This is a genomic window from Microbulbifer maximicatervae (SeqCode) (assembly GCF_052467325.1).
In genome coordinates, this window is record NZ_CP174310.1 from 945,383 (window position 1) to 969,424 (window position 24,042).

Genomic DNA, 24,042 nt, shown 5'->3' on the forward strand with positions numbered 1-24,042 from the left:
TGTTCGACGGTAGTAGGTTGAGCTATGAGAAATTAGTTTGTTTTAACTGAGAAATTAGTTTGTTTTAACTGAGAAATTAGTTTGTTTTAACTGAGAAATTAGTTTGTGGGGAAAACATCAGCAAGTTCATCAGTAAAGCTCTTTAGTTGCTGAGCAGTGCGGGGAGTTACTGTGCAAGCCTGAGGTATCACGGAATTATTCAGCCGCCGTGAGGTTAGCGGAAGTGCTGTCGCGAAGTTACTCTAGTTTACTGGGCGTATCAATCGTCACTTGTAGTAGTTCAGACTTGATCTGCCAGTTACCGGTTTTTCAGGAGGTGCTCTGTCAGGTCACATTCAGTTTAGGGGCTTTTCCTTCCAGATACTTTTTCCATCATCAAGAGTTGCTATCGCTGTTCGACTGCAACACTCTACCCTGGAACCCTGGAACCCTGGAACCCTGGAACCCTGGAACCCTGGAACCCTGGAACCCTGGAACCCTGGAACCCTGGAACCCTGGAACCCTGGAACCCTGGAACCCTGGAACCCTGGAACCCTGGAACCCTGGAACCCTGGAACCCTGGAACCCTGGAACCCTGGAACCCTGGAACCCTGGATTTCAGGCTGTTCTTTGAGTCTCCGTACTTTCCACTATTTCTCGCTATTGTCGAGAGAGTGGGCGGGTTGTGCTTTCTAGCTGGAGAGTGTCCAGAATTGTTTTCTTGCGAAAGGAGCTTGGTTTGATAAGCAGTTTGTTAGAAAATGGAGAGGAAACGTTCTTTCTCACTAAAAGATCCGAGAAAAAGTACCTTGAGAAAATTGCATGAAGTTATATAAAATCTCCTCGGATTCATCGAAATATGGCTCTGTGGAAACATTTAATACAAAGGAGCTTATGAGTGCATTTGGTATTGTTAAATATCGAAAAATTCGCTCTATCCAACAGTCGATATCGGATAAGTGGCCAAAAAGTCATGGCGGATTCTATGAGATGTTTTCAGAGGAAGCTAGAGAACTATCCAAAATTCCAGACGTCTACTTATGGATGAATGTTTTTTTAATGGTATCTAAGAAAGCAAAAGATGTGCTTTCCCCATTACTGGATATTTTTGGTGAGTTCTTACCTTTTGAGTGTAATGGTGATGAGTATTTCATATTTTCTGTTTATAGTGTGATTGAGCCTGATCCATCTAAGTCTAAAATTCTATTAAATGATGGTATCTATGCTGGTATCTCCTCTCTTTCATTTAAGCCTGAAACAATAGGCACACACATACTTTTTAAAACCAGCTTTGATCGTTTCAGTTATCTTTATTGTACTGACAAATTTAAAGACATTATTGAGTCAAATGAGCTTACAGGTCTTCATTTTTCTACAGATTTATCCAGTAGGACATAATCTATAAAGTCTGAGTTAAAGCGAGTTAATGCTAACAAGAAAGTCTATCTGATACCTTAGGCACGTATTTGCTGAAAAATTAGTTTGGTGATTAAGATATCCATGACTCTGGTGAAGCCCTTCTCTCCGAAGGATCTGTCTTAAGCGTCTTCAATTGTCTGTTTTTTTCTTTTCCGATGCGCTCATAAATCTCTTCACGATGGATGGGGAGGGATTTGGGGGCGTGGATGCCTATCTTTTCTTGTTTGCTTTTCACTTCCGGTACAGCAACTGGGACATTTGTTCCAGCTTATGAGCTTTCGCCGGCTCAGTGCTTTATGGCCAACCTATTTGCTTCCTAGTGGTATTCAAGCCGTGGGTGGGTATCCCTTGTTGGGGGAGTTTGGCAAGTGATGCTTTGCGGGTGTGGAACGGCCGTAGTGGTACAGGATTGGGAAGGGTGGGGGGTAGTTTTCCTGAGTTGGTATTTCACTATAACCTGTTGAATTTAAATCATTTTTGTAGGACCAATACCAATTTTCTAATCTAGCTTCTGCTGCCCTGCTCGCCACCCTATTTGGTGGGTGTCCAGAACTGTTGTTTGAACTTGATTTAGCCATTTTCATTTCCTCTTATTTAGTTAAGCCCGAATTGGGTTTGTTCAGAGTACATCCATGGCGTTTAGCTATCAGCAAGGCGGTTGGCAGGAAAAAATCGAATTTTACATATATTGCGTACGGTAGTGGGTTACCTGCTACTGAACTTGGCCACACTGGAGCACGAAGTTTTCTAGGCACTCAAAAACGGCTGGCAGCAGCCAGCAGGGGCCGCGCCGCTGGCAGTGCTCCCTCTCTCTCACTTTTGCTACAAACCGCGCAGAGTTGACGCCAAATAGATGGACTACGAATCACCACCCTCTACAGTAGCCAGCTTGGCCTCTAGGACTCGGCGCTGAGTCTCTAGCTCATCCAGTTTTCGCTGCATTGATTCACTCTGCACTTGGCTGCGCAGCTCCCCAAACTCTCTGGCAAACAGTAGAAGTTCATTCTGGGCCTGCTCCCTAAATAATGCGTTTCGCTGCTCCCCCTTCTGCGCCTGGCTCTCAGCCGCCCTCCGGCCAGATTCTGCACTATCCAGCTGTGCCTGTAGCTTCTGCCGCTCATCGGCACTCGTATCTTCCAGCCGCCTCTTGGCCTGTTTTGCCTCGTTGAGTTCACTGGAAATAGCGCCTAACTGCTTGGTTAACTGGTGGACCTCACCGACTTTCGACGTGAAGCCGGCATTCAAGTCGCCAATTTGCTGGAGCCTGCTCTCATTCAACTCAGTGAGTTCCTGCCTTTGTTTTTCCAGGGAGGCCTGGCGCTCTGCCGCCTTCTGCAGTAGATGCTCATTACGATCTTCCGCTTGCGATTGTTAGCTGTGACAGCGTCAGATTCCAGTTTTGAATCGGGTGCGTCCAGCGCTCGGAGGCTTTTAGTATACCGGTGTACAGAAGCTTCATTAAGCTATTCTCATTGGCGAAGCCACCTTTGGTCTGGGTTAACTTGCGGAACTGCCTGTGTACAGCTTCCACCGCATTAGTCGTATAGATCGGAGTACGGATATATTCTGGGTATTTAAAGTAGGCCGAGAGAGTTGTCCATTTACCACGCCATGACTTGATCACCATCCTTCAGAATAGGGATGGGCGGCTACAGGTGCCCTGAGTTGCCAAATCACTATAACCCATTGAATTTAAAACGTTTTTATAGTTTCAGTTTACCCATCTGGCTACTGTTACTCTACTAGCTACTCTATTTGGTGGGTGTCCAGGATTGTCCTTCCCGATGTCGGGCTGGGTATGGAAGATCTCTAAAGGGACACCAGTTCCACCGGGTCTAAAATTACTTAATGATAGGCCCGGGCATTATAGTATCGCTCCAACAGCAAATATGCCCCTCGATGAATTCAAGGGGTTACTTTCAAAACTGGCATTGAAATGTCAGAAGGTATTCAAAAAGCAGATTGCGTTATGACACATATAAAAGAAATGAACTCATCACTATGTGATTGGGAAACCCGGATAATACTTGAAGCAATAACTCATGAAGCTGAGCGTTTAAAGTCTATTTGTGAAACATCTGAAGATGAAGTGGCAGATGCTGGGAATGACTATCTAGAAGTTATTGGCCTCAAGGAACGTTTAGAAAATCAAGCAATAGAAGTTTTTGGTCAACAAATTACCAATTTCAGTAGGGAGCCACTTTAGCTCTAACAAGTTATTGTGCTGATGTATTGCCCTCAATGTTGCTTGCCTGAGCAAGCATTAGCAAAACTCAGGCCCTAACTATTAGGTTACGGCTCAGCAAAGAGCTAGATTTGTTAACTAAAGGAAGGAGGATCGTCTGAAGCCTCCCTCCTTGGTGAGCCTTCCCTCAACACCCTCAATTGCCTACTTTGTGTTCTTCTTTAATGCGCACATAAATCTCTTCACGATGGACGGGGAGGGATTTGGGGGCGCGGATGCCTATCTTTACTTGGTTTCCCTTCACCTCCAACACTGTGATCGATACATTCGTTCCAATTCTTAGGTTCTCGCCTGTTCGGCGCTTTAGGATCAGCATGTTTTTTTCCTAGCGATACTCAAGCTGTGGGTGGGCCTTACTCTGTAGGGAGGCTTGGTAAGTGATGCCTGTAGGTAGAGTGGGGCGCGGGGCCGGTGGGCGCAGAATAGGAATAGGCGGACGCTAGGCTCCCAGAGCTTGGGGAGTCGATCCAAGCCGATAAATGTACTTTATCTCCATAGTGTCTATGCCATTTAAACTAGCTAACACTTAGTATTTGGTTTGACCCTCCTCTTCAGTCAATAGCTTTGGCGGTTTATACTTGCTATTTAGTGGGTGTCCAGAATTACTATTGCAAATGGGGAGTGTCAAGTTGACTAGCTTGGTAATTGTATGGAAGCGTGATATATAGATGTTACTTTTGCATTAATTGATAGGCCCTCCAGAGATCAAGATATGAATTGTTGGATATGTGGAAATATTGCTGATTCTAAAGAGCATATTATTAAAGCCTCTGATATCCGTGCATTCTTTGGCAAAGTTAGTGAAGATAGGCCTCTTTACAAGCACACAGAGGGCAAGAAAAATCAAAAGATAAAAAGTGCGAAATCCATAAACTTAAAAACTAAGAAAAATGTGATCTGCCAAAGCTGTAACAATAAGGATACCGCTAAACATGATGTGGCTTGGTCATTACTTCTTAGATTTATGCATGATAACTGGGGTCATATAAAAAAGAATGGAAAGGTAAAGCTTGGAAAAGTGTTTCCAGGGAAAAGCAAGAAAGAGGCAAAGAATTTACATCTATTCTTTGTAAAGAACCTAGCGTGTAGGATTGTTGATGAAAATATTCCGATACCTATAGAATTATTCTCATACGCTGTAGAAAACAATGTTGCCCACCCAAGTCTTTATCTTTCATTCAATGCTAGAACGATTGGTCCAAAAGAGACACTATATGTTGGGCCATCTAATGTACATGGAAAGGAAAAGGACGGAAAACCAATATCTGTCACTTACTATTATACTATCGGTGAGCTCGATGTTCAGGTTACATGGTTTGAAAATAGGCCTGCCAAAAATGTAAGGAATGCCTGGCACCCGAATGGTAAAAGTAATGTCATTAAGTTTCGCAGAGGATAAGCTTATCAAAGCAAGCATAGGATACACTACTTATTTCGCATCCTCGCTACAGATTATAAGTCAGAGAGAACATAAACGTAGACCTATTTTCTTTTTCTGAGAAGGTCCAGGATGAAGAATTATTCGTGGAGTTTCTGCGCGAACTTATCGAACTTATGATAGATAGGGAGAAAGAGGTCTCTCTGGAAAAAGAGAATCCATCACCTCCCTAAGAAGCCGGTGCACTTGCTCTTGGTTGGAAAAATATCCTTATCGAAGGACTTCTTAAGAGTGCAAAAGCATGGTCAGAAGATAGCAATCACTCAAGTGAGCACTATTAAAACTCAAATAACCCTTGGGGTAGGGTTGGGCAAATCATACGTGGGGGGAAGGTCTATGAGTGAACAAGCTCCCTACGAGTGTCGATCAACGGTGCCCTTTCGGAGTTGAACCTCCACTCTGCGACTTCGTCGCTACTATCCGGCCCATTATTGAGATGTTAAATTACAGGCTTTTTATGACAATTGACGTTTTTAATCTTTTCGAGGCTGATACGAAAAAGGAAGTTGATAAAATTTGTTCTGCTCTGACATTAAAAACTAGCGACTTGATATATTTAGTCAAGCTTTCTGAGGCAAAAATTATTGAATTCCCTTACTTGCATGCTTGCAAATATTTAGAAGAAACTCCAGAAAATATAAGATTCACGGATAGAAATATACAAGCTATCAAGGGGAATGGTGTTGGAAAACTGAGTCTAGATGCAAAGAAGGCAGTAAATAAGCTGTTTCAGTCTCCTCGATTTGTTAAGCGAACAACAGCGCACATGTTTTATCGTATAGATCAACGATATTGGCACATGTTTTTCTTTGATTTAAAAGATATAGCAGTTAATAGTAATCATTGGGAATACGGTGAGCATATTCACTATGTAAGCTGGTTATGGCCCAACTTGAAATGTGGGGAAGTCTGGTCAAAATTTTGCCAATTAGGGAAGAGATCTATTGGAGGAACCATGCATATTCGTTTTGAAAAGTAACCATAACAAATGATTGTTGCCGCTGCGAAATACCCAGCTGACACGGTTAGCACTGCGCTCCAGCTGTAGCGTGGATCCGATATTTATAGTTCGACGTAGCATTGCTTTATATGAGTTAATCGCGATTTAGACTCAGGCTTGTGAGGTCTCCTTCCTTGGAGGTTTTACACTCTGCGTCTCCCGATGACTATTTTTTGTTCATCTTTTTATGCGCATATATATCTCCTCTCGATGAACGGGAAGGGATTTGGGGGCGCGGATGCCTATCTTTACTTGATTTCCCTTCACTTCCAACACTGTGATCGAGACATTCGTTCCAATTCTTAGGTTCTCGCCTGTTCGGCGCTTTAGGATCAACATGTTTTCTTCCTAACGATACTCAAGCTGTGGGTGAGCATTCCTTGGTGGGGAAGCTTGGTAAGTGATACTTGGTGGAAGAGTGGGGGGCGCGCGGGGGCGGTGGGCGCAGAATAGGAAAAGGCGGGCGCTAGGCTCCCAGAGCTTGGGGAGTCGCCCCAAGCTGCTGGTTGTGCTCCACTTTATTGAAGGCGAGCGGGTTTCTAGCGTAGTATGCATACAGCCATCTTGATAGGATTGTTATCAATTTGGTTAGCTGGCCCCTGGTGTTGCAGCACCTTGGGTCAGCGCCTTTTCTCTATTCTTACTTCACGCTACCGTTCTCCTGCTAAATGAGTATATTTTTTAGAAAATTTTTGGAGCCCTTTAAGATGTGGGTCCCAAAGAAGGTTGTGAGTAATAGCTAGCAACACTGGTAGATGCTTGTTGATTTTACGCAGCTTTGACGTATGAAGAAACCTAATAAATTCCAATAAGATAATTTTAGCGCCTATATTTCTACAAGCTCTAATTCTGAGAAATCTCAAATTTCTAATAGGTATCTGATGTTTATCTATTTTTCTCTTTAGTCAATGGGCATGGCGGGTTATACTTTTTGATTGGTGTGGCATGTATGATCTTGTCAACCTTTAATGCTGTGGTAAACATTCCACATTTTTTGCCATAAGCAGATTGCTATGGTGCTATTGGACTCAATAGGCTAGCTTCACAAGGAGGATGTGATGCCGAAACTGTATCAATATCTTGGGATTACTCTTTTCTTTTATAGTAATGAGCATGAGCCAATCCATGTTCATGCGAAATATGAAGGTAAAGAAAGTAAAGCAGAAATCCACTTCTTTCATGGTAAAATTAGTAAGATCATAATTAAAGATAAGGGTCAAGGCCTAGACTCCAAGAAGAGGAAAGACTTTGAAGAATTTGTTAACGTATATGCTGATGAAATCGTAGAAAAGTGGGTTTCATATTTTGTGAAAAAGCAGCCAATCGCTCCAAAGGTGATCACGAAGAGAGTTAAAAATGTCAGAAATTTTGGTTGATTCTGTTCGTCATATCAAATCTCATATTCTTGAGATAAAGTTCAATGATGGTCATACGCAGATAGTGGACTTTGCTCCTTTTATCTATTCTGTCGGGCATCCAGATTATGAGCAATACAAGTCTGAAGAAAAGTTTCTTAAGTACGAAATCATTGATGGCAATTTAAATTGGGATGATTACACAATGATTTTTCCTGTAGAGGATCTGTACGCAAACAAGATAATTTGAAGTGTATGGTAAAGTGATGGCTAAGGTTTAAATCACGGTTCGTCCAGATCGTTGAGTGGTTTGTGCCGGTGACGGTTATTTTAGAGTTATATTTTTAGTGATTTGAGTGGGGGCCTTCCAAAGGGAGTTGATCTTTGAGTTACATGATGAGCCAGAACCAGCTACGGTCTAATTTTGCTGAGATTGAGTTGGATTCCAATGAGGTTGAGCTATATTCTGCTTCTTATTCCTATGAGTTTTTCAAAAAATGTATTTCGGAAAATGATAGTGGATATTTTTTTTACAGAAACTCAAATGAAATATATGCCATTCCTGAAATGGATGGTCTATCACCGCCGTCTGGCTTTGAAAAAAATATAGTTACCAGTAAGGAATCACCTTATGTTTTCACCAAGCTTATAGATATTGCATTTAATTTATTCTTTGAGTCCTTAGGAAGGAGAGTTTACCGAAAAAAATATTCTTCTATATCGAGCTTTGATATACCTTCCGAAGAGCCATTTAGTGTTGGTGAATTGAAATTAGTTCCTAAGTGTGAGTACTCGGTTAATCATATTATAAAATCAAGTAAAGTACTTTTTATAATAAGTGTGTCCAAAGAGTATAAGCCAAAATTTGAACAATCTTTATGTGTATATAGGGATAAGGGTATAGATATCCGAGATTGGGATTTTCAAGGTGAAAGGATTTCAGCGACAAGATCTAATGTAAAGAAGTACTTGGAGAGAACCAACCTTCAAGTTAAATATGATGCCGAAATTGAGCGCCTGCGAAGCAAAGAATCTGAATTCAACTTTATTGAAAAAACTTTTAGGTTTTTGAAAAATAACTTTGCATCACTGAATTCGCCATCTATTAAATTTAAATCCGTGTCATTCCTATCTCTTCCGAATGCTAACTTTGAACGTGTATTTATTAAAAAGCCAACCCTTTATTACTACAATAAAAATACGACTAGAGGTTATATAAACGTAGCCTTGGAGCAGCTAAAGCCGTTGAGCTTTGATGTGTTTAATGCAAGAAGAGTTTCTATTTGTGCGTTTATACCTAAATCTGATGCCAAGCAGTGCGAAAGATTTATAATCAAAGTTCGTAAAAATTTGGCTGATATATTTCATTTGCTTGATGTGGACATTAAACCATACTATGTTAGTAATGATAGGAGGGAACATCTTAAAATAATATCCCAGCTGGAAAATAAACAATTTGATTTGGCGCTACTTTTTTTGTTTAGAGTCGATAAGAATCAAAGGGTAAGCGAGTCGGCCTATAATCGTTTAAAGGCAAAGTTAATAAGTAAGCAAATACCATCTCAGTCGATCCTTGTAGAGAATGCTAGAGTAAATAATGAAATTACACTTAGAAACATTTCTCTGAACTTATATTCTAAGCTTGGTGGTACACCATGGTCCATTGAGAAGGAAGGTATTGATGAGAATGAATTTATTATTGGGGTTGGTTCGACAATAAATGAGAATGGTGTAAGGAATATAGGGTTTGCAAGTGTATTTGACCATTTTGGCTCTTACATGGTTGGTAGTTGTAGCCCGCTCTGTAAAATTGAAGACTATAGGGATAGTCTTCAAAGTTACCTATCTTCGATTTTGAATGAAATCATCGATTCTAGAAGTATTGCTAAACATTCAAAAATTAGACTTGTTTTTCATTTGTTTAAAGATGCTAGTAAGAAATATGAGTTGTCTGCTATTAATCAATGTTTGGAGGAGTTTTCTGAATATGAAATTGAATATGCGATAGTGAATATTAGCTACAACCACTCTTTTAAAATGTTCAACAATGTGACTGAGCAGTTAGTGCGAGGCTGCTTTGTTAAAATGTCAGATAGTCATGCACTACTTTGTATGGGAGGGAAAGGATCTCGACCTTTGCAAATAAAGCTAGATGCTAGGTCAACTTATAAGGACTTGTTTGAATTAAGCAAGCAGATTCTATTTTTTGCTCACCTATCCCATCGTTCATTTATGCCAGCCAATAGCCCAGTTACAACGATATATCCTCAACGTTTGGCGAAGCTGACAAGTGATTTGTTAACAGTAAATCATTGGGATGTTGATATGCTTCATGGAATGAAGGAGAAGCTGTGGTTTATCTAAATGACTTGTTAAACAGGTTGCTTAATGGGGCCTCGGAAAGAGATATATCTTTATATAGGTTTTTACATGGAAGAAAACACTCAATTCGAGTGGCGCCAAATGATATTGAAGCTGAGCTGTGTTTTAAGGCTTTTGTTGAAGGAGAAGGAGAAGGAGAAGGAGGAGATGGAGGAGATGGAGGAGATGGAGGAGGTGGAGGAGATGGAGGGGCAATCTTACTAAAATTGAAGAAAATTAAACCTTTTAAGGGGTTACACTATAGCAATAATCTTGTTCTTCTTACTGCCGCAGCGCTAATAGATATAGCGGGCGAAGAGTCGAATATTAAAAGATTTCTTTCTGTAAGAGGTTACAAGGAACAGTTGATAATTAACTCGGCACTAGGTTCGAATTATATAGAGTCATGTAATACTTTTACACCAGTTGACCATCTGGCCTATTTAATTCAAGAAAATGAATTTATTTCTGAAAAGGAAATACAGCAGTGTTTAACTTCTGTTTGTGATTTGTATGATTTGTTTGTCCTGGAGAGAGCTATAGCTAAGAGTATTCTTCAGTCAAATGAAGAGAGTAATTTTCAGTCCTATGTGGATCTGGTGAGCGCGCAAAATATAGCTTTAAACAGAGTTGAATTTGCTTCTTTTTTGTTTTTGTTTTTGGCTCTTTGTTATCTGATGTATTTAACTTTTCCACCAATTGTTAGTTTGGTTGTTGAGAGTTGGGATACTTTGGAGCCCTATGCATATCTTCTAGATAAAACGGCTTTAGGGATTGTTTTGATTACGGGTGTAGTGATTGCAACAAAGGTGGATTCTATTAAATCTAGATTTAGGAAGTTTGTGCTTAAAGGGATTTACAAGTTGTTAGGGGTTGATTACCCTAGTTATGTAAATTTAAAAAAAACTTTAAGAATAGAGTAACATAATGATATGATATGAAATGTTAGGCGTCTCTTATGCACAATCCCTGTAAACTCAACAAACGCAGTTTAGGAGATAGCTTATCTCTTACCACTTTATAAAAAGTGCAGGTACCAGCCCTGCACCATGCCTAGCGTACCCTAACCTAACTCCACCAATCTCTGCATCAACGGAAAATACAACGCACACCGTATATTCCGCTCCCCCCGCGCATAAAAGAGCTTGCGGTAATTCTCCAGCTGATTCCGGTACTGCTCCAGCTGAGCCGCAATAAACTCTTCCTGGCTTTCCTCGCCACTGGGCTCGGCTGTTTTGTAATCGACAATCCAGCGGGTACCTTCGTTATCAATAAAGGTGCGGTCCACAATGGAGCGCCGTAACTGTCGGCCGCCGCTGTGAAGTTCCAGTTCGCAGGCGGATTCCCTTAGTGAGCCATCCAATAGCCAACGGCCGGTGGGGCAGTTGAGGCTATTACGTACGGCGATTTCCACTTTCTCGGCGGCGCGGTCCAGGCTGGTGGCGGATAGCCCTAATTGTTTCAGGCGCAGTTGCCATAGGGGGCGTTGGGCTTCCAGTTTGCTGGGTGTCCAGTCGTTGATATTGGTCTCGGCAATGGTGGCGAGGGTTTCGTGGGCTACGGTGCCGGCGTGTTTTAACCAGCGCAGGGCTACCTGGCCCAGTTCGGGAATATTGTCTTCTTCCTCAGTTTTGGGTTGGTAGTCTGGCATGCGGTATTGGGCCAGCCATTCCTGCCGGGGCATGGCCTGGGGTTGCCATTGGTCGGGCAAGCGCAGCAGGTAGTCGTGATCTCTGCTGGCTTCGTCCTGGTTTAGCAGGGGTTCTTCCGCTTCCAGCCAGTGGCACCAGCCGCTTTCCTGGTGATGCAAAACACTGGGCCAGATGCCGGAGAGTAGAGCGGCGCTGCCGGGGGCTTTTAGGTGGCCCTTTTTTTCATCCCGGTTGATGCAGGCCAAAAGGTGTAGTGAGCGGATGGCGCGGGTGCAGCCTACATACAGAAGGCGGGTGCCTTCCAGACGTTCGCGTTCGCTGTTGTCGTGCTTCAGGTATTCAAAAACCGGGTCGCGGCCGCCGCGCGCGTTTTTGGGAGCGAGCAGGAAGCGGCTTTCGCCTTCGCGGTTGAGCCATTCGCTCCAGCGCAGTAGTTGGTCGCTGCCGGGTTTTCCGCCCTGGTCCAGGCCTGGGATCAGTACGTGTTCGAACTCCAGCCCTTTGGATTTGTGAATGGTCATCACCTGCACTTTGGCATCCTGGGCGGGGCGGGCGTAGAGCTGTTCCAGGGCTAGGGTGAACTGTTGCCAATCGGTAATGGCGCCGCCGGTATCGAAGGCTTCTAATAATTGCAGAAAATCCTGCACATTATTCAGGTCAGATTTTTGCGCAACGGTGGCGGGGCCGCCCAGTTCCAGCCAGAGACCTTCAATCCAGGTGCGCAGGGGTTTGCGGCCGCGCTGTTGCCAGGCGTGCAGCAGTTTGGGGGCCACTTGGGCCAGGCGCGTGCGCCCTTCGTCGCTGAGCAGGGCGATATCGTCTACTTCCTGCAAGGCCATTAATAGTGGGCGTGCGCTGGTATCGGTTACGGTGATATCTCCATTGCCCCAGTTGGCCAGGGTGTAAAGGTCCGGCAGTTGCAGTCCGCACCAGGGGGCGCGGAGTACGGCCAGCCAGCTGATTCGATCGCTGGGGTCGAGCAGGGCGCGGGTGAGGCTGAGTAAATCCAACACCACCATTTTACTGGCGAGTGGCGCCAGCTCTGGTGCCTGGAAGGCGATATTGGCGGCGCTTAGGGCCGGCAGAATCTTTTGTAGATGCTTTTTCTTGCGCACCAGAATAGCGATACGGCTTTCTGGGTCTTGCGCTTGTAATTGCTGCACCAGTTCAACCGCTTGGGTGGCTTCGCGGTTGCGGTCTTCATCATCGATGCAGCCGTAAAAATTTACCGAGGGCTCGGCCCATTTGCTGCCTTTAAACGCTTCGGATTGCAGATAGCGCACGGCGCCGCGCCCGATATTGTCCGCTTGCGGAAAAGCCCTTTGGAAAGTCTCATTGACCCAGTTCACCACCGCACTTTCGGAGCGGAAATTTACCTGGAGGTCGAGGGCTTCCAGGGGGACTTCACCGATACCGCGTTCGCGCGCATCCAGGAAAATACCCACGTTGGCATTGCGGAAGCCGTAACAGGATTGCATGCCGTCGCCGACAATAAATAGGGTGCGGCCGTCTCCCTGCTGCCAGCCGGCAGTGAGTTTTTCCAGCAGTTGTAGCTGGGTGTGGGAGGTGTCCTGGAACTCGTCCACCAGAATATGCTGGGTTTGCAGGTCCAGTTTCAGGGCCAGGTCTGTGGGGTTATCGCTATCGCCCAGGGCGATCAATGCGGCTTGTGCCACTTCGGTATAGTCGGTGGCGCCCAGCTGCTGGAAGACCAGCTTTAATTCGGCGACTAACTTGGGCAGTACCTGGGCGAGCCCTTGCAGCAGTTGCCATTGGCTCTGTTGCAGTCCGCTGGGGAGCTTGCCCACTTCCCTCAGTGCGGAGAGCAGTGGTTCATTGCCGGCCAGTTCTGCCAGCAGGTCTTTCATGCGCTGTTTGTATTCTTCGGCGATGGGGCGCTCGGGATCTTTTTTATCTGGCAGGCCAAAACCGAGTTTTTTATTGATGCCGCCGCCTTTGCGCAGATCACCGGTGGTGGTGAGGAGCAGGCTGCCGAGGGCGAGCCAGGTGGGCAGGCCGCTGCTATCTGTGCTGGGGAAATCGTCCAGTTCGGCGAAGAGGCACAGGCCGTGGCTGGGGTTTTCCTTTTGTAAATTGCTGCCTGCATAACTGGCCAGCTCCAGCAGTTCCCCTGCGTAACTGCCGAGGGCTGTGGTGAGGTCTTGCAGCTTTTCTGCCACCAGTTCGTCGATAACAAAATGGAAATAATCCTGGGCGCCGTCGAAGTTGACGCTCAAAAGTGGACCGAGCCATTGCTCGCGCTTATCCAGCAAAATACGCAGCAGTTTATTGAGCTGGCCTAGGTCGTTGTCCAGGTGGAGCAGTAGTTGCTGTAGGTCTGCGTCTGGGGTTTCGCCATCGAGGTGTTTGAGCAGGTTCACCACGGCCAGTTCGAAGGCGATTTGGGTGCGCTCCAGGGGTTCACCCGGTGCGCCAAGGCCGCTTTCGATCGGCAGTTGGCTGGCGAGGCTGCGGCAGAGGCCGTCGATGGTTTGAATACGCAGGCGCTGGGGTGTTTGCAGCAGTTCCCATTCCAGTTCGCGATCCCGCTCCAGCAGGGTGCGGGCTAAATCCCAGGTGATGGCATCGTGGGGGTTATCTGGCCGGGCTTGGTCGCGGGCGCTGTGCAGGGCGTCGATCAGGCGCTCGCGCATTTCACCGGCAGCTTTGCGGGTGAAGGTAATGGCCAGCACTTCTTCCGGCTGCTGGCAGGCGGCGAGCAACTTTAATACGCGCTGGGTGAGCAGGCCGGTTTTACCGGAGCCCGCCGGGGCAGATACAGCAAAGCTGCGGTTGATATCCAGGGCTTGGCTGCGGGCGTCGGCATCAATGGGGCGGCGCAGGGCGGGAGTGGTCACGACTTCGTTCATTCGGTTATTTGCTCCCTTTCCGGCCAGCGGTTTAGGGGCCAGAGTTCACTGTTGTTATCGGTGGGGCGATCAAAGGCGAGGGTGGCTACACCACTGCGATATTCGGTGGCGAGGGATTCCAGGCTGTAGCGCCAGTGCTCCACCAGATTGCTCCAGGTGCCGTAGGGGGATTCTTTTTCCGTATCGCCCACGGCTTTAATACCGGTTATGGGGTGCTCCAGGTCTCCGCAGCCATTCCATTTGCAGTCGCCGTTGCGAACCTGGCCGAAGGCGATGGCATGGGCGTTCGGTTGGAAGAGGGCGTAGAGCGGCAGCTGGGGTTCGCGGATACGCTGGGTAAGCCAGTCGCGAATACTGGGGACGCCAGTTTTGTAATCGATTACCAATTGTTCGCCGCTGGCGAGTTGGTCCAATCGGTCCAGGCGCAGGTTAAAGTGCAGCCCGCCGATTTCCACGGCTTGTTCCCATTCGACTTTTTCTACGGAGAAATTGGGCCTGTCCAGTTCGACGGACAGCCATTGTTGCAGCAGGCGCTCCAGGCGCTGCTTTTCCATGGCCCAAAATCCGATCGGCAGGTGATTGTATTTTTTGCGCACACTGCCGAGGGAGCGCTCCACCGCGCGCTCGATTTGCGCTTGGCGTTGCTCATCGTCCATGGCTTGCAGTTGTGTGAGGGTGCCGCACTGTTGCCAGAATTCCGCCAACACCTGGTGCACCACATTGCCGCGCTCGGCGGGGCCGAGGCCGATATCCGGTTGGGTAAAATTGCTGGCGCCGAGGCGGAAGCGCAACTGCGCATTTAACGGGGACAGGGCCTGGGCCTTGAGCACCGAGGCACCGCCGCGCACCCGTTCGCAATCGGCGGGGGTGAGTGGCGGTAGCTTTTTGTCTTCGATTTTTTCCAGCTGACAGGCTTGCGCCAGTTGGCTGTAGTGATTGTGCAGGGCGCCTTCGGCAAAGTGTTGGGCTTGTTGCGGGCTTTCAAACAAGCTGCTCAGGCCTTGCTGCACACCGTCTTCTTCGCAGGTGTAACTCACGACGATATCGCCGCTGGCATTCTGCAGGTCGGCGGTGAGTTCGCGGGCCAGTTCCAATTCCCGCTCGGCGCTGGCGCGGGGCATCTTCCAGTGTTTTTGCCATTGAATTGGCAGCAGCGGATTGGGTGCTGGGGCCGGCGGCCATTGCTGTTGGCCGAAGCCGACCAGGCGCAGGTGATCGAAGGCAAGGCCGCCGGCTTCCAGTACCCCGAGTATTTGCAGAGGGCCATCGCGGGTTTCCGCCTGGAAGGGGGTGCGGCTGGCAATTTGACGCAGCAATTGCAGGGCCTGGGTGAGAGTAAGGTTGCCACCGCAGGCACTGAGTGCGGCGAACTCCTCCAGGATGGATTCCCACTGCATCAGCTGCTGGTATTCCTGGCTGTCCGGGTTGCGGTTGCCGGGCCAATTTAATGCGCTAAGTGTTTCGGAAAAGCGCGCTGCCCAAATTTCTGCGGGGGCTCGCTGCCATCGCCGGGCGCGTTCGGCCATTTGCTCCAGTTGGCGGGGCAGTTGCGGTGATTCCAAGTGGAGGACTTCTGCGGTGCGCTCGGCCCAGTAGCGCAGGGTTGCGCCGTCGATGCGGCGAAGTTCCAGTTTTTGTAAACGACGGAACAGGGCGCTGCGCAGCCAGGTTTCACTGTCGTCACCCCAGAAGGGGCTGAACAGGATGTTTTGCAACTGGGGGTAATCCCATTCGTCTTGCAGTAGCGATAGCAATTGTAAAGCGGCGCTGCCGACCGGTGTCTGTGCCAGGGGCGTACCGGCAGAGAAGTTAAACGGCAGTGTGTAGCGCGGTTGCTGCGGGTCCAGGTATTGGGGCTCGAGCACGCGGGAAAATACCGCTTCCACCTGGACGCGGCATTGGCCCAAATTATTCACCACTATACCGACGCTGTGGCCGGGGTTTTCGGCCAATTTCTGCCCGGCCCAAAGGGCTGCCTGGTAGAGTTCTTCATCCAAATCGGCGCAGGCGGCTACGGATAGTTCGCTCTGCTGGGTAAGTCCTGGCCTTTCATTAACAGCTGTTGCACCTGCGTGAATCAGGGCATTGGCGAGGGGCGAAATCTGGGCAAAGCCGGCGGTATCAATTTGCGCGACGGGTTCCAGAATGCCTTCTTGGAATGCGCGCAGGATCAATTGATCGCGCTGGTCTGGCGTGATGGCGCTGTGGGCCTGAAGTTCAGTGGCAAAGGCCTTGATCATGGCGCACAGCGGCAGTTCATCGCTACGCATAGAGAGTGCGAACTGTTCCAGCAGGGGAGTTAGCGCTTCATCTATTTGCGAGAGGTCGGAGATCAGTTGCCATTGGAGTAGCTGCGCCAGGGCGTTATCGGTATCCCGGCACAACTGCTGGCTGTTGAGCAGTTGCCGGTCCAGGGATTCATCCAGGGCGCGCTGCCAGAGTAATTGCCGTTGCTCGCGATTCAATACCTGTTGCAAGGCGGGCTGCCAGTTGCGCTGTTGCAGTTGGAACCAGAGCTTGTCCAGCCAGCTGCGCAAGGATTCCACCGGCGGCGGCATCCAGCAGGCACCGGGCGACTGCTGCGCGGCAAACACCTGTTGGCAGCGGTTGCGCAAACGGTTGTTGGGGGTGAGCAGCAGTCCTCCGGGAGGCAGCTGCGCAAATATTTCGAGAGCGGGAAATGCCGGCTTCAGCATGAATTCGGGTACCGGTTAGGGCTTGTTATTCGGGGAACGGTCGCGGTTTGTGACGGAGCTGTCAACCCAAGTGCGCAGTTCTCATCATTTTGGCGATCTTAGGTGTTGGGTTCGAGGGGTTCAGCAACTGGGGCGAACTCGCTGAAGGCCCGTTCTATATTGCCGGTTAGGTCCACCGTGCTGGTGATCAGGCGGCCAGTGTTTGGGGCATCCGGCAGCATCAGCTCAAGTTCTTCCAGCCACCAGCGTACGCGCCGGGCGATGGCTTCGCCGGAATCCAGCCATTGGATTGAGCGGGGGGCGAACTGGTCCAGTTCTTCTCGCAGCAGGGGAAAGTGAGTGCAGGCCAATACGGCAATATCCACTTGGTCACCGCCGGCGGTGTGGAATACGCGGTGCAAGACCGGCTCCAAATCCTCTGCGGTGATGGCTTCGCCGCGCAATTTGCTTTCCGCCAGATGCACCAACTCCGGTGCGGGCACATTAATTACCCGGTTGCCGTTGGCAAACTGCTCGATCAGCTCGCGGGTGTAGCGGCGATTGACGGTGCCTTCGGTGGCAATCAGGGCAATAGTGCGGGAACGGCTGGCGGCAGCGGCGGGTTTCACAGCGGGCACAACGCCCACTACGGGTTTCTTCAGGGATTCGCGCAGTTGGGGCAAGGCCAGGGTGCTGGCGGTGTTGCAGCCCACCACTAAAATATCGGCCCCGCAGTGTTCCATCATGGCCTGGGCCTGCTGGACGATGCGGGGGCGCAGCTCCTCTTCGCTTTTATTGCCGTAGGGGTAAAAGCCGTTGTCCACACCCAGGTGCAAGGTCAGGCCCGGCATCAGGCGGCGGATTTCCCGCGCAATGCTGACTGCGCCCACGCCGGAATCAAAGATCAGGGCGCTGGGGGCAGGGCTATCTGGGTGGGCGCTGTGTTTGTGCATGCGTTCTGGAGTACCAACATCGAAACCAATCCTCCAAGAATACCTAAAACCCCGTAAAAATTCCCGCTGGGTCTTCTCGGGCGCAAACCTATCCCTTGATACTGAGGTTATCGGCCGGGCTGGCGCGGGGTACTTTCCAGAGGCAAGCTGGTAGAATGGCGCCTTCGCCTGGGCTATTTCCCGGGCAGGCCAGTGGGCGAGGCCCCTGACAAAATCCTGATTTATCCATCTCTTTCCAGGTCTGGGAGTACCACTCTATGCCAGCGTTCCCGCTGCAATTGAATGCCGATCATGCGGTGATGGCGGCTGTTGCCATCTTGTTTCTGTTGGGCTTGGTGTTTTGGTTGGCGCGAGCCAGTAGCCGCCGCGCTTTATTACAGAGCGAAGCCGCTTTGCAGGTGGCTCAGGCGCGTATTGATAGCAGCCGCGAGCGGGAATCCCAGCTTGGGGTTGAGGTGGAATCCCTGCGTACCGAGCTGGCGGACAAGCTCCAGCAGCTCACCCGTAGTCAGGTGCTGGTAGAAAAAGGGGAGGCGGCCCTGGCGGAGCAGCGCAAGCTGATGGAGCAAATGCGTATTGCCATGGGTGAGCAGTTCGAGAATCTGGCCAACCGGATTTTTGAAGAAAAGCAGCAGAGCTTCGTGCGCCGCAGTGAAGACAGCCTGCGCAAAAGTCTCGACCCGCTGGAACGCCAGCTGGGGGATTTCCGTAAGCGGGTGGAGCATGTCTATGATCGTGAAAATGCCGAGCGCAACAGCCTGCTTGGACAGATTAAAGCCCTGCGCGAGCAAACCCAGCGCATCAGCGATGAGGCCTTGAACCTGACTTCGGCCCTGAAAGGGGACCGCAAGATCCAGGGTAACTGGGGTGAAGTGGTGCTGGAGCGCTTGCTGGAGGAATCCGGCTTGCAGAAGGGTCGCGAATACGAAACGCAAGTAACGCTGACGAGTGATGGCCGCAGGCGCCAGCCGGATGTGATTGTGCGCCTACCGGAAAACAAAGACCTGATTATCGATTCGAAGGTCTCCCTGGTGGATTACGAGCGCTACAGCTCGGCGGAAACCGATGAGGAGCGCACCCAAGCCCTGAAACAGCATGTGAATTCCCTGCGCGCCCATATCACCGGCCTTAACAAGAAAGCCTACGAGCAGCTGGAGGGTGTGCGCACCCTGGATTTCGTCTTTATTTTCGTGCCCATTGAAGCTGCGTATATGTTGGCTATGCAGGCCGACCCGGACCTGTTCCGTTTCGCGTATGAGAAGCAAATTGTCCTGGTGAGCCCCACTAGCCTGATGGCGACCCTGCGCACCGTCGAGAATATCTGGCGCTACGAGAAACAAAACAAGAACGCGGAAAAAATCGCCGACGAAGCCGGCAAGCTGCACGATCAGTTTGCTATGGTGCTGGAGTCACTGGATGTTCTTGGTGACCGCCTGCGCCAAGCGGATGACGCTTACCAGCAGACCTACAAGCGACTGGCGACAGGGCGTGGTAATGCGGTGAAGCGTATCGACAGCTTGCGCAAGCTGGGTGCTAAAACCCGTAAACAGATCTCTGCGGACTTAAGGGAGCGAGCGGATCAGCCTGAGGTAAAGGGATTGCCACAGGCTGAGGAAACTGCTGCGGAAGAATAACTTTTTATGGAAAATCTTGTATTCGCGCTATCAGTCACAGGGCCGATTTTCCTGATGATTATTGGCGGATACCTGCTCAAGTATAAAGGGATAGTTCGGGACAGCTTTATTGATGATGCTTCAAGGCTTGTTTTTCATGTAGCCTTGCCGGCACTGCTTTTTATTAATATCTATTCCTCGGATACCAGCCCCGCGCAAGAAATAGACCTACTGGTAGCAGGGGTTCTCGGCACTTTTGTAATGCTCCCGTTGGCATGGTTGCTGGCGCGGCCGGTAGCACCAATGGATCGCAGTGCATTTATCCAGGGAGCCTTTCGTGGAAATGTGGCGATTGTCGGCCTTGCCTGGATCGAAAAAGCCTACGGAAGTGAGGGTGTTTCCAATTCCGCAGGGTTGGTGGCGGCACTTACGATTCAGTTTAATGTTATCGCCGTCGCTCTTTTCGTGCTTTACAATAAAGACAGAAAATTTGGCTGGCGGGTGATGCTGTGGGAGCTGGTCAAGAATCCTCTTATCCTCGGTGTAATCGCAGCCATTGTGTGCCGTTTGTTGGCTGTAAGGTTGCCGGAGGTGCTGCACGATACCATTCAGTATCTTGCATCTGTGGGCTTGCCATTGGGGCTTATTTGTATTGGTGCCAGCATGAAAATGCGAACACTGATGCGCAGTTCCCCTACGGCGCTGGCGGCCTCATTACTTAAGCTGGTTGTTGCCCCGATTGTCTGCCTGTTGATTGGTTTGGCATTGGGCATGAGCCCTGAGTACTTGGGATATTTGATCCTGATGACGGGTGCTCCCTGTGCGATCTCGGCCTTTGTAATGGCCCATGCGATGGGCGGGAACAGCCAGCTTACGGCGAATATTGTGGGGCTCAGCACATTGCTTTCTGTTGTTACTGCCAGTATCGGGCTGGCATTGCTTAAGGTGTACTTTTAATGACCGTTTTCCCAACCTGGTTGCTTATTCTTGCAGCAGTAATCATTTTTGCTCTCGCTATTGTGGCTGGCTACTATCTGCGCAAACTATCAGTAGCGCAAAAGAAACAGGCCGAACAACTGGCGGAGCTAGAGCAAGCTGCTGAAGATCAGCGCGAAAGAGTAAACGACAGCATCCAGATTATTGCCCGCACCTTGTTGGATGATGGGGTAGGGCTTACCGAAGCTTCGATTCGTATTCGCGTTCTTTTGGATGCACTTCAGGTGGAAGATAAAGTGCGTGAAGAGTTTGTGGCCTTTTACACCATTGCAGAGAAAACCAGTCATATCCCAATTCTCAAAGACTGGAAAGAACTGCCGCGTAAAGAACAGTTCAAATATGAGTTGGAGATGGCGCAAGTAGAGGCGGATTATAAGGATTTTGCGATGGATGCTGCCAAGCGTATTTTGGGGCGTTCTTTTTAGAACTGAGTCATTTCCTGCTTGGGGGTGGCTTTTTGGATCAGCGGGTAGGGGGCTGCCTGCTGATTGAAGAGTATCGTATCGCCAGCCTTCCTCCAGGCCCCTTCATATCACGTCTCCCTCGCCTCCTCACCTTTAGAATGTTATAAGTATCGACTTATAGTATTGTTTTTGTCGAGCTAGCTACCTGCCTAACCATTACCCCTTCAGCTAGCTTCGAATAGAAGCCTGACTTATGACGGAAGAAGTTGGATCGAGAGAGGATCGGTACTGGAAGTATATTTATTCCAGCAAGCTGAGAATTAAGCGACGAGTGCTGCGAATGGAGCGGCTGGCAGCGAGAAGACTTAGTTTTCTGCTGGTTAAGGAAAGATCACTTGATGATTGGTGCTTTGCGACCAGTCTTGTCGTTTCAGCGGCTCAGCATGGATAGGTCCTGAGGGAGCCGATAATATTTTTCAGGTGCCTTTGGAGGCTCATATCGAGTTAAAACCAAGCGGTGAAAAATTCAAGGCTTATCATTTTAGGGTTAACTTTGGTGGGTGTTATTTTGACCTGAAAAGATCCTAATCGATATCGTCACTGAAGTGACAATTATAAATAGATATGGCAGGTGCGACGTGGTTTAAGTGAGCATGCGCAGGCACCAGATAGCCAATAACTGCATAGGTATGAGAGTGGATAAATCAACTATATCGGGCAGGCATTATTGAATGGGAGTTTTCTGTGGTTAAGTGGGGCGCCACCGTTCGTTGAGCGGTGGCGCAATCCGCACTGAAAGGCAATGTTTAGGGTTAAATACGCGTAGAGTTGTATGCAAATATGAAGAAGATATCAGGATCTACATTCTATTTTAAGAGAATTTTTCCAGGTGTGTGGTTTGGTTTTTTGGTGTTTTTTATGGCTTCCTCCATATCTGGAGGCGCGGTTAAAGATTCGTTTATGCTTTTAGTTATGCCGATTTTCATGGCTGTATTTGGCTTTGTCTTTTTTAAGAAGCTGCTGTGGAGTTTGGCTGATGAAGTATACGATGAGGGGGAATCATTGCTCTTTCAAAAAGGGAGGAAGCGGCAAAGAGTTCAACTTAAAGATGTTATTAATATCAACTATGCCCAAATGAACGCGCCGGAGAGAATTGTTTTGCAAGTGCGCACGGAGGGGGATATTGGAAAGGAGTTGGCTTTTATCCCCCCTATGAGACTTAATTTTTTCTCTAAAAGCCCTGTTGTTGAAGATTTAATCGATAGGGTGGATCGTGCCAGGGAGGTCTAGCACAGGTTCTGCTAATTGCTTAACAAGGCTGGGTTAGTTGGTCGGGAAGCTTCGAATGATCGCCGTGCCTTTTGTAAGTAGTGTCGTTGGTTCTTAGGAGAGGGAGCTTCCATGTATAGAAAGAGGGTGTTAGTTGCTTTAGTGATATCTCTGCTTCTGGGTGGTATTGGTTTCAGTTTTAAGCCACTAATAGAATCGTGGAGTATGCCTGCCAATGCTGGTGAGCATTTGATAAGGTTCGACATGGGCGAGCTGAAAGAAAAGCGCTTTGTAATTATAGATAGTGGCTTTGATGGCTATTGGGGGCACTCGTATTTGATTTTAAAAGATAGGGGTGAGGTAAGAGTGTTTCTCTTACTTACACGAGAAAATAGTTATCTGATGCCGTCAAAACATCACTTATGGAGTGCTTCCGGTTATTGCCAAAAGCTTCAGATCAAAGATCAAGTGATTTCTTGTGAAGATGAAGATCTTTATGATTGGCAGAAAGAAGGCTGGAAGTGGAACCTGGAAGGTGAAAACTTATCGAAGCAATTTAGTTCACTTGAGGTTGTCGATTTTGTCAGTGAGGGGCACTTCATTGCTATAGGGAAAAGCAGTGACTAACTATTGGCGGGGTATCGTTTTTATTTTTGTATTGGTGTATATCATTTAAACAAGTGTTGGATTCAAAGATGAAAAAAGAATATGAGATAGGGGTCTTGCAGGAGCTTTTGAAAAGGGAAGAGGATCTTGAGGGGCGACTGAAAATCTATAAGTCAGGTGAGGTTCTTCTTAAAGTTACTGCACTTTTTCTTTGTGTAGTCTCGGTGGTTGCTGTCAGATTTTTTGGGCTGGGTGAGATCTGGGTGTCGGTTTTTACAGTTCCGGCTGGGATAATGATAGGTGTAGGAATTATGCTTGGTAAAGACTGTGAACGACAGAAGCTGATTTCGAGTTACACTGCAGTAGATTCTGCGGCGGTGAAAGATCGGCTCAATACTATAAGTCAATAAATTGACATGAGAAAGTGAGTTTTGCCATGAGCGTCTATAGGCTTTAGCGTGGATGGTTTTAGATAATAATGGATATGTTTTTGTCCTTTATATGGTGAATGATCTTGGGCGCTCTGGGGTTGAAGGGAGCATAAGAAAAAACTGTGTCCGCCTATTGGTGCTCAATAGGTTGATGAATAACCTGGCTATTAGCAACAACTATAATCCCTTTATACTTTGGATCATAAAAATGTAGCTAAAGTTAACAGCTTAATACTTAGCTACATTTTTAGAGGAAATGAATTTATTAGTATCTAAATGGTATTGTTAGTTGTTCATGTGCCATAGAAGCCATTCATCATTTTGAAATTGACAGTTAAATGTGGCATCACCCGTATCGTCGTCAATCAGGTCAATTTCTACTTCATAAGCGTCTATGTGTTTTTTTGTTGTTACTTTTGCAACTATGTCCCTATTGCAAACATATCGTTCAATTTGATTTGGGTTGTTACCAATAGGGCGTTCATGCTGAGCGCAATATTCGCCGCGGACTATTTGATCAAAAGTTGACTGTCTTATAAAAAGTGTGGTGTTCTTGTCTGTTGAATCTGGTCTTTCTTTATGTTGTGTAATTGCAATACTTCTACGTAAACCTGAATCGCTTAAAACGCCAGCAATCATATTGTTATTTGCTGGGATGGCGTAAAAGTGCTTTATCGCTGTTTCTTGTTTCATTCTTACTAGTGGCATAATATTACTCGATTGATTTCCTGTTGAAGATTAATTGTTGCAGCAGAGGTAGATGCTTGCCTCTAATC

24 protein-coding genes and 2 pseudogenes are annotated in these 24,042 nt (G+C 47.9%); 17 read left to right on the forward strand and 9 right to left on the reverse strand.

Annotated elements, in window-relative coordinates; all coding sequences use genetic code 11:
- Positions 1–208: 208 nt before the first annotated feature.
- Both ACJJIE_RS04600 and ACJJIE_RS04605 read left to right on the forward strand, forming a co-directional pair.
- Complete coding sequence (locus ACJJIE_RS04600) at positions 209–613, forward strand: hypothetical protein (RefSeq protein WP_444893710.1); 405 nt, start codon at positions 209–211, stop codon at positions 611–613.
- 188 nt (positions 614–801) lie between these two features.
- The gene (locus ACJJIE_RS04605; RefSeq protein WP_444893711.1) at positions 802–1,377 is read left to right on the forward strand and encodes an imm11 family protein; all 576 of its coding nucleotides are present in this window, start codon (positions 802–804) and stop codon (positions 1,375–1,377) included.
- A gap of 163 nt (positions 1,378–1,540) precedes the next feature.
- On the opposite strand, the pseudogene ACJJIE_RS04610 reads toward ACJJIE_RS04605, so the two are convergent.
- The 3 genes and pseudogenes from ACJJIE_RS04610 to ACJJIE_RS04620 form a co-directional block, all read right to left on the reverse strand.
- Positions 1,541–1,663: pseudogene (locus tag ACJJIE_RS04610) on the reverse strand (carbon storage regulator); the annotation flags it as partial.
- A gap of 593 nt (positions 1,664–2,256) precedes the next feature.
- Positions 2,257–2,676 (reverse strand): hypothetical protein, encoded by a 420-nt coding sequence (locus ACJJIE_RS04615; RefSeq protein WP_444893712.1) that lies wholly within the window; start codon positions 2,674–2,676, stop codon positions 2,257–2,259.
- Between the two features lie 70 nt (positions 2,677–2,746).
- A pseudogene (locus ACJJIE_RS04620) lies at positions 2,747–3,025 on the reverse strand (transposase); the annotation flags it as partial.
- Between the two features lie 157 nt (positions 3,026–3,182).
- Between ACJJIE_RS04620 and ACJJIE_RS04625 the strand changes: the two are divergent.
- Both ACJJIE_RS04625 and ACJJIE_RS04630 read left to right on the forward strand, forming a co-directional pair.
- Positions 3,183–3,371 (forward strand): Tse2 family ADP-ribosyltransferase toxin, encoded by a 189-nt coding sequence (locus tag ACJJIE_RS04625; protein ID WP_444893713.1) that lies wholly within the window; start codon positions 3,183–3,185, stop codon positions 3,369–3,371.
- A complete protein-coding gene (locus ACJJIE_RS04630) occupies positions 3,335–3,604 on the forward strand; it encodes a hypothetical protein (RefSeq protein WP_444893714.1) in 270 nt (89 codons plus the stop codon). Before ACJJIE_RS04625 ends, ACJJIE_RS04630 begins: the two co-directional genes overlap by 37 nt.
- A gap of 175 nt (positions 3,605–3,779) precedes the next feature.
- On the opposite strand, the gene csrA (ACJJIE_RS04635) is transcribed toward ACJJIE_RS04630, so the two are convergent.
- Positions 3,780–3,959 (reverse strand): carbon storage regulator CsrA, encoded by a 180-nt coding sequence (gene csrA, locus ACJJIE_RS04635; protein WP_444893715.1) that lies wholly within the window; start codon positions 3,957–3,959, stop codon positions 3,780–3,782.
- A 396-nt stretch (positions 3,960–4,355) separates the two neighbouring features.
- Here csrA (ACJJIE_RS04635) and ACJJIE_RS04640 point away from each other — a divergent pair, with 396 nt between their 5' ends.
- Both ACJJIE_RS04640 and ACJJIE_RS04645 read left to right on the forward strand, forming a co-directional pair.
- Positions 4,356–5,042 carry a hypothetical protein gene (locus ACJJIE_RS04640; protein ID WP_444893716.1) on the forward strand — a complete coding sequence of 229 codons (687 nt, stop codon included), beginning with the start codon at positions 4,356–4,358 and terminating at the stop codon, positions 5,040–5,042.
- 496 nt (positions 5,043–5,538) lie between these two features.
- Positions 5,539–6,060, forward strand: coding sequence for a hypothetical protein (locus ACJJIE_RS04645; RefSeq protein ID WP_444893717.1), 522 nt, complete (start codon positions 5,539–5,541; stop codon positions 6,058–6,060).
- A gap of 198 nt (positions 6,061–6,258) precedes the next feature.
- Here the strand turns inward: ACJJIE_RS04645 and csrA (ACJJIE_RS04650) are convergent, their stop codons facing one another.
- Positions 6,259–6,420, reverse strand: coding sequence for a carbon storage regulator CsrA (csrA, locus tag ACJJIE_RS04650; protein ID WP_444893718.1), 162 nt, complete (start codon positions 6,418–6,420; stop codon positions 6,259–6,261).
- A 719-nt stretch (positions 6,421–7,139) separates the two neighbouring features.
- On the opposite strand from csrA (ACJJIE_RS04650), the gene ACJJIE_RS04655 reads away from it, so the two are divergent.
- The 4 genes from ACJJIE_RS04655 to ACJJIE_RS04670 all read left to right on the forward strand — a co-directional run bounded on the left by ACJJIE_RS04655 (position 7,140) and on the right by ACJJIE_RS04670 (position 10,720).
- Positions 7,140–7,457, forward strand: a complete 318-nt coding sequence (locus tag ACJJIE_RS04655; protein WP_444893719.1) for a DUF4160 domain-containing protein — start codon at positions 7,140–7,142, stop codon at positions 7,455–7,457.
- A complete protein-coding gene (locus ACJJIE_RS04660; protein ID WP_444893720.1) occupies positions 7,438–7,686 on the forward strand; it encodes a DUF2442 domain-containing protein in 249 nt (82 codons plus the stop codon). The genes ACJJIE_RS04655 and ACJJIE_RS04660 overlap by 20 nt, the downstream gene beginning before the upstream one ends.
- A gap of 143 nt (positions 7,687–7,829) precedes the next feature.
- On the forward strand, positions 7,830–9,800 hold the full coding sequence (locus ACJJIE_RS04665; protein WP_444894749.1) for a Piwi domain-containing protein: 1,971 nt from the start codon (positions 7,830–7,832) through the stop codon (positions 9,798–9,800).
- Positions 9,788–10,720: a hypothetical protein gene (locus ACJJIE_RS04670; protein ID WP_444893721.1), complete on the forward strand. Its 933-nt coding sequence runs from the start codon at positions 9,788–9,790 to the stop codon at positions 10,718–10,720. The genes ACJJIE_RS04665 and ACJJIE_RS04670 overlap by 13 nt, the downstream gene beginning before the upstream one ends.
- Before the next feature lie 140 nt (positions 10,721–10,860).
- Here ACJJIE_RS04670 and ACJJIE_RS04675 read toward each other — a convergent pair whose 3' ends face one another.
- The 3 genes from ACJJIE_RS04675 to murI form a co-directional block, all read right to left on the reverse strand.
- The gene (locus ACJJIE_RS04675; RefSeq protein WP_444893722.1) at positions 10,861–14,319 is read right to left on the reverse strand and encodes a UvrD-helicase domain-containing protein; all 3,459 of its coding nucleotides are present in this window, start codon (positions 14,317–14,319) and stop codon (positions 10,861–10,863) included.
- Positions 14,316–17,015, reverse strand: coding sequence for a PD-(D/E)XK nuclease family protein (locus ACJJIE_RS04680; RefSeq protein ID WP_444893723.1), 2,700 nt, complete (start codon positions 17,013–17,015; stop codon positions 14,316–14,318). The genes ACJJIE_RS04675 and ACJJIE_RS04680 overlap by 4 nt, the downstream gene beginning before the upstream one ends.
- A gap of 98 nt (positions 17,016–17,113) precedes the next feature.
- Complete coding sequence (gene murI, locus ACJJIE_RS04685) at positions 17,114–17,947, reverse strand: glutamate racemase (RefSeq protein WP_444893724.1); 834 nt, start codon at positions 17,945–17,947, stop codon at positions 17,114–17,116.
- Between the two features lie 257 nt (positions 17,948–18,204).
- Between murI and ACJJIE_RS04690 the strand changes: the two genes are divergently transcribed.
- The 7 genes from ACJJIE_RS04690 (at position 18,205) to ACJJIE_RS04720 (ending at position 23,245) form a co-directional block, all read left to right on the forward strand.
- The gene (locus tag ACJJIE_RS04690) at positions 18,205–19,581 is read left to right on the forward strand and encodes a DNA recombination protein RmuC (RefSeq protein WP_444893725.1); all 1,377 of its coding nucleotides are present in this window, start codon (positions 18,205–18,207) and stop codon (positions 19,579–19,581) included.
- 6 nt (positions 19,582–19,587) lie between these two features.
- On the forward strand, positions 19,588–20,517 hold the full coding sequence (locus ACJJIE_RS04695; protein WP_282932599.1) for an AEC family transporter: 930 nt from the start codon (positions 19,588–19,590) through the stop codon (positions 20,515–20,517).
- On the forward strand, positions 20,517–20,981 hold the full coding sequence (locus tag ACJJIE_RS04700; RefSeq protein WP_282932600.1) for a DUF2489 domain-containing protein: 465 nt from the start codon (positions 20,517–20,519) through the stop codon (positions 20,979–20,981). The genes ACJJIE_RS04695 and ACJJIE_RS04700 overlap by 1 nt, the downstream gene beginning before the upstream one ends.
- Positions 20,982–21,213: 232 nt before the next feature.
- Complete coding sequence (locus tag ACJJIE_RS04705) at positions 21,214–21,411, forward strand: hypothetical protein (RefSeq protein ID WP_282932601.1); 198 nt, start codon at positions 21,214–21,216, stop codon at positions 21,409–21,411.
- A gap of 389 nt (positions 21,412–21,800) precedes the next feature.
- Positions 21,801–22,250 carry a hypothetical protein gene (locus tag ACJJIE_RS04710; protein WP_282932602.1) on the forward strand — a complete coding sequence of 150 codons (450 nt, stop codon included), beginning with the start codon at positions 21,801–21,803 and terminating at the stop codon, positions 22,248–22,250.
- 111 nt (positions 22,251–22,361) lie between these two features.
- Positions 22,362–22,856, forward strand: a complete 495-nt coding sequence (locus tag ACJJIE_RS04715; RefSeq protein WP_282932603.1) for a hypothetical protein — start codon at positions 22,362–22,364, stop codon at positions 22,854–22,856.
- A 68-nt stretch (positions 22,857–22,924) separates the two neighbouring features.
- The gene (locus ACJJIE_RS04720) at positions 22,925–23,245 is read left to right on the forward strand and encodes a hypothetical protein (protein ID WP_282932604.1); all 321 of its coding nucleotides are present in this window, start codon (positions 22,925–22,927) and stop codon (positions 23,243–23,245) included.
- A 306-nt stretch (positions 23,246–23,551) separates the two neighbouring features.
- Here ACJJIE_RS04720 and ACJJIE_RS04725 read toward each other — a convergent pair whose 3' ends face one another.
- Complete coding sequence (locus ACJJIE_RS04725) at positions 23,552–23,974, reverse strand: hypothetical protein (protein WP_444893726.1); 423 nt, start codon at positions 23,972–23,974, stop codon at positions 23,552–23,554.
- Between the last annotated feature and the right edge of the window lie 68 nt (positions 23,975–24,042).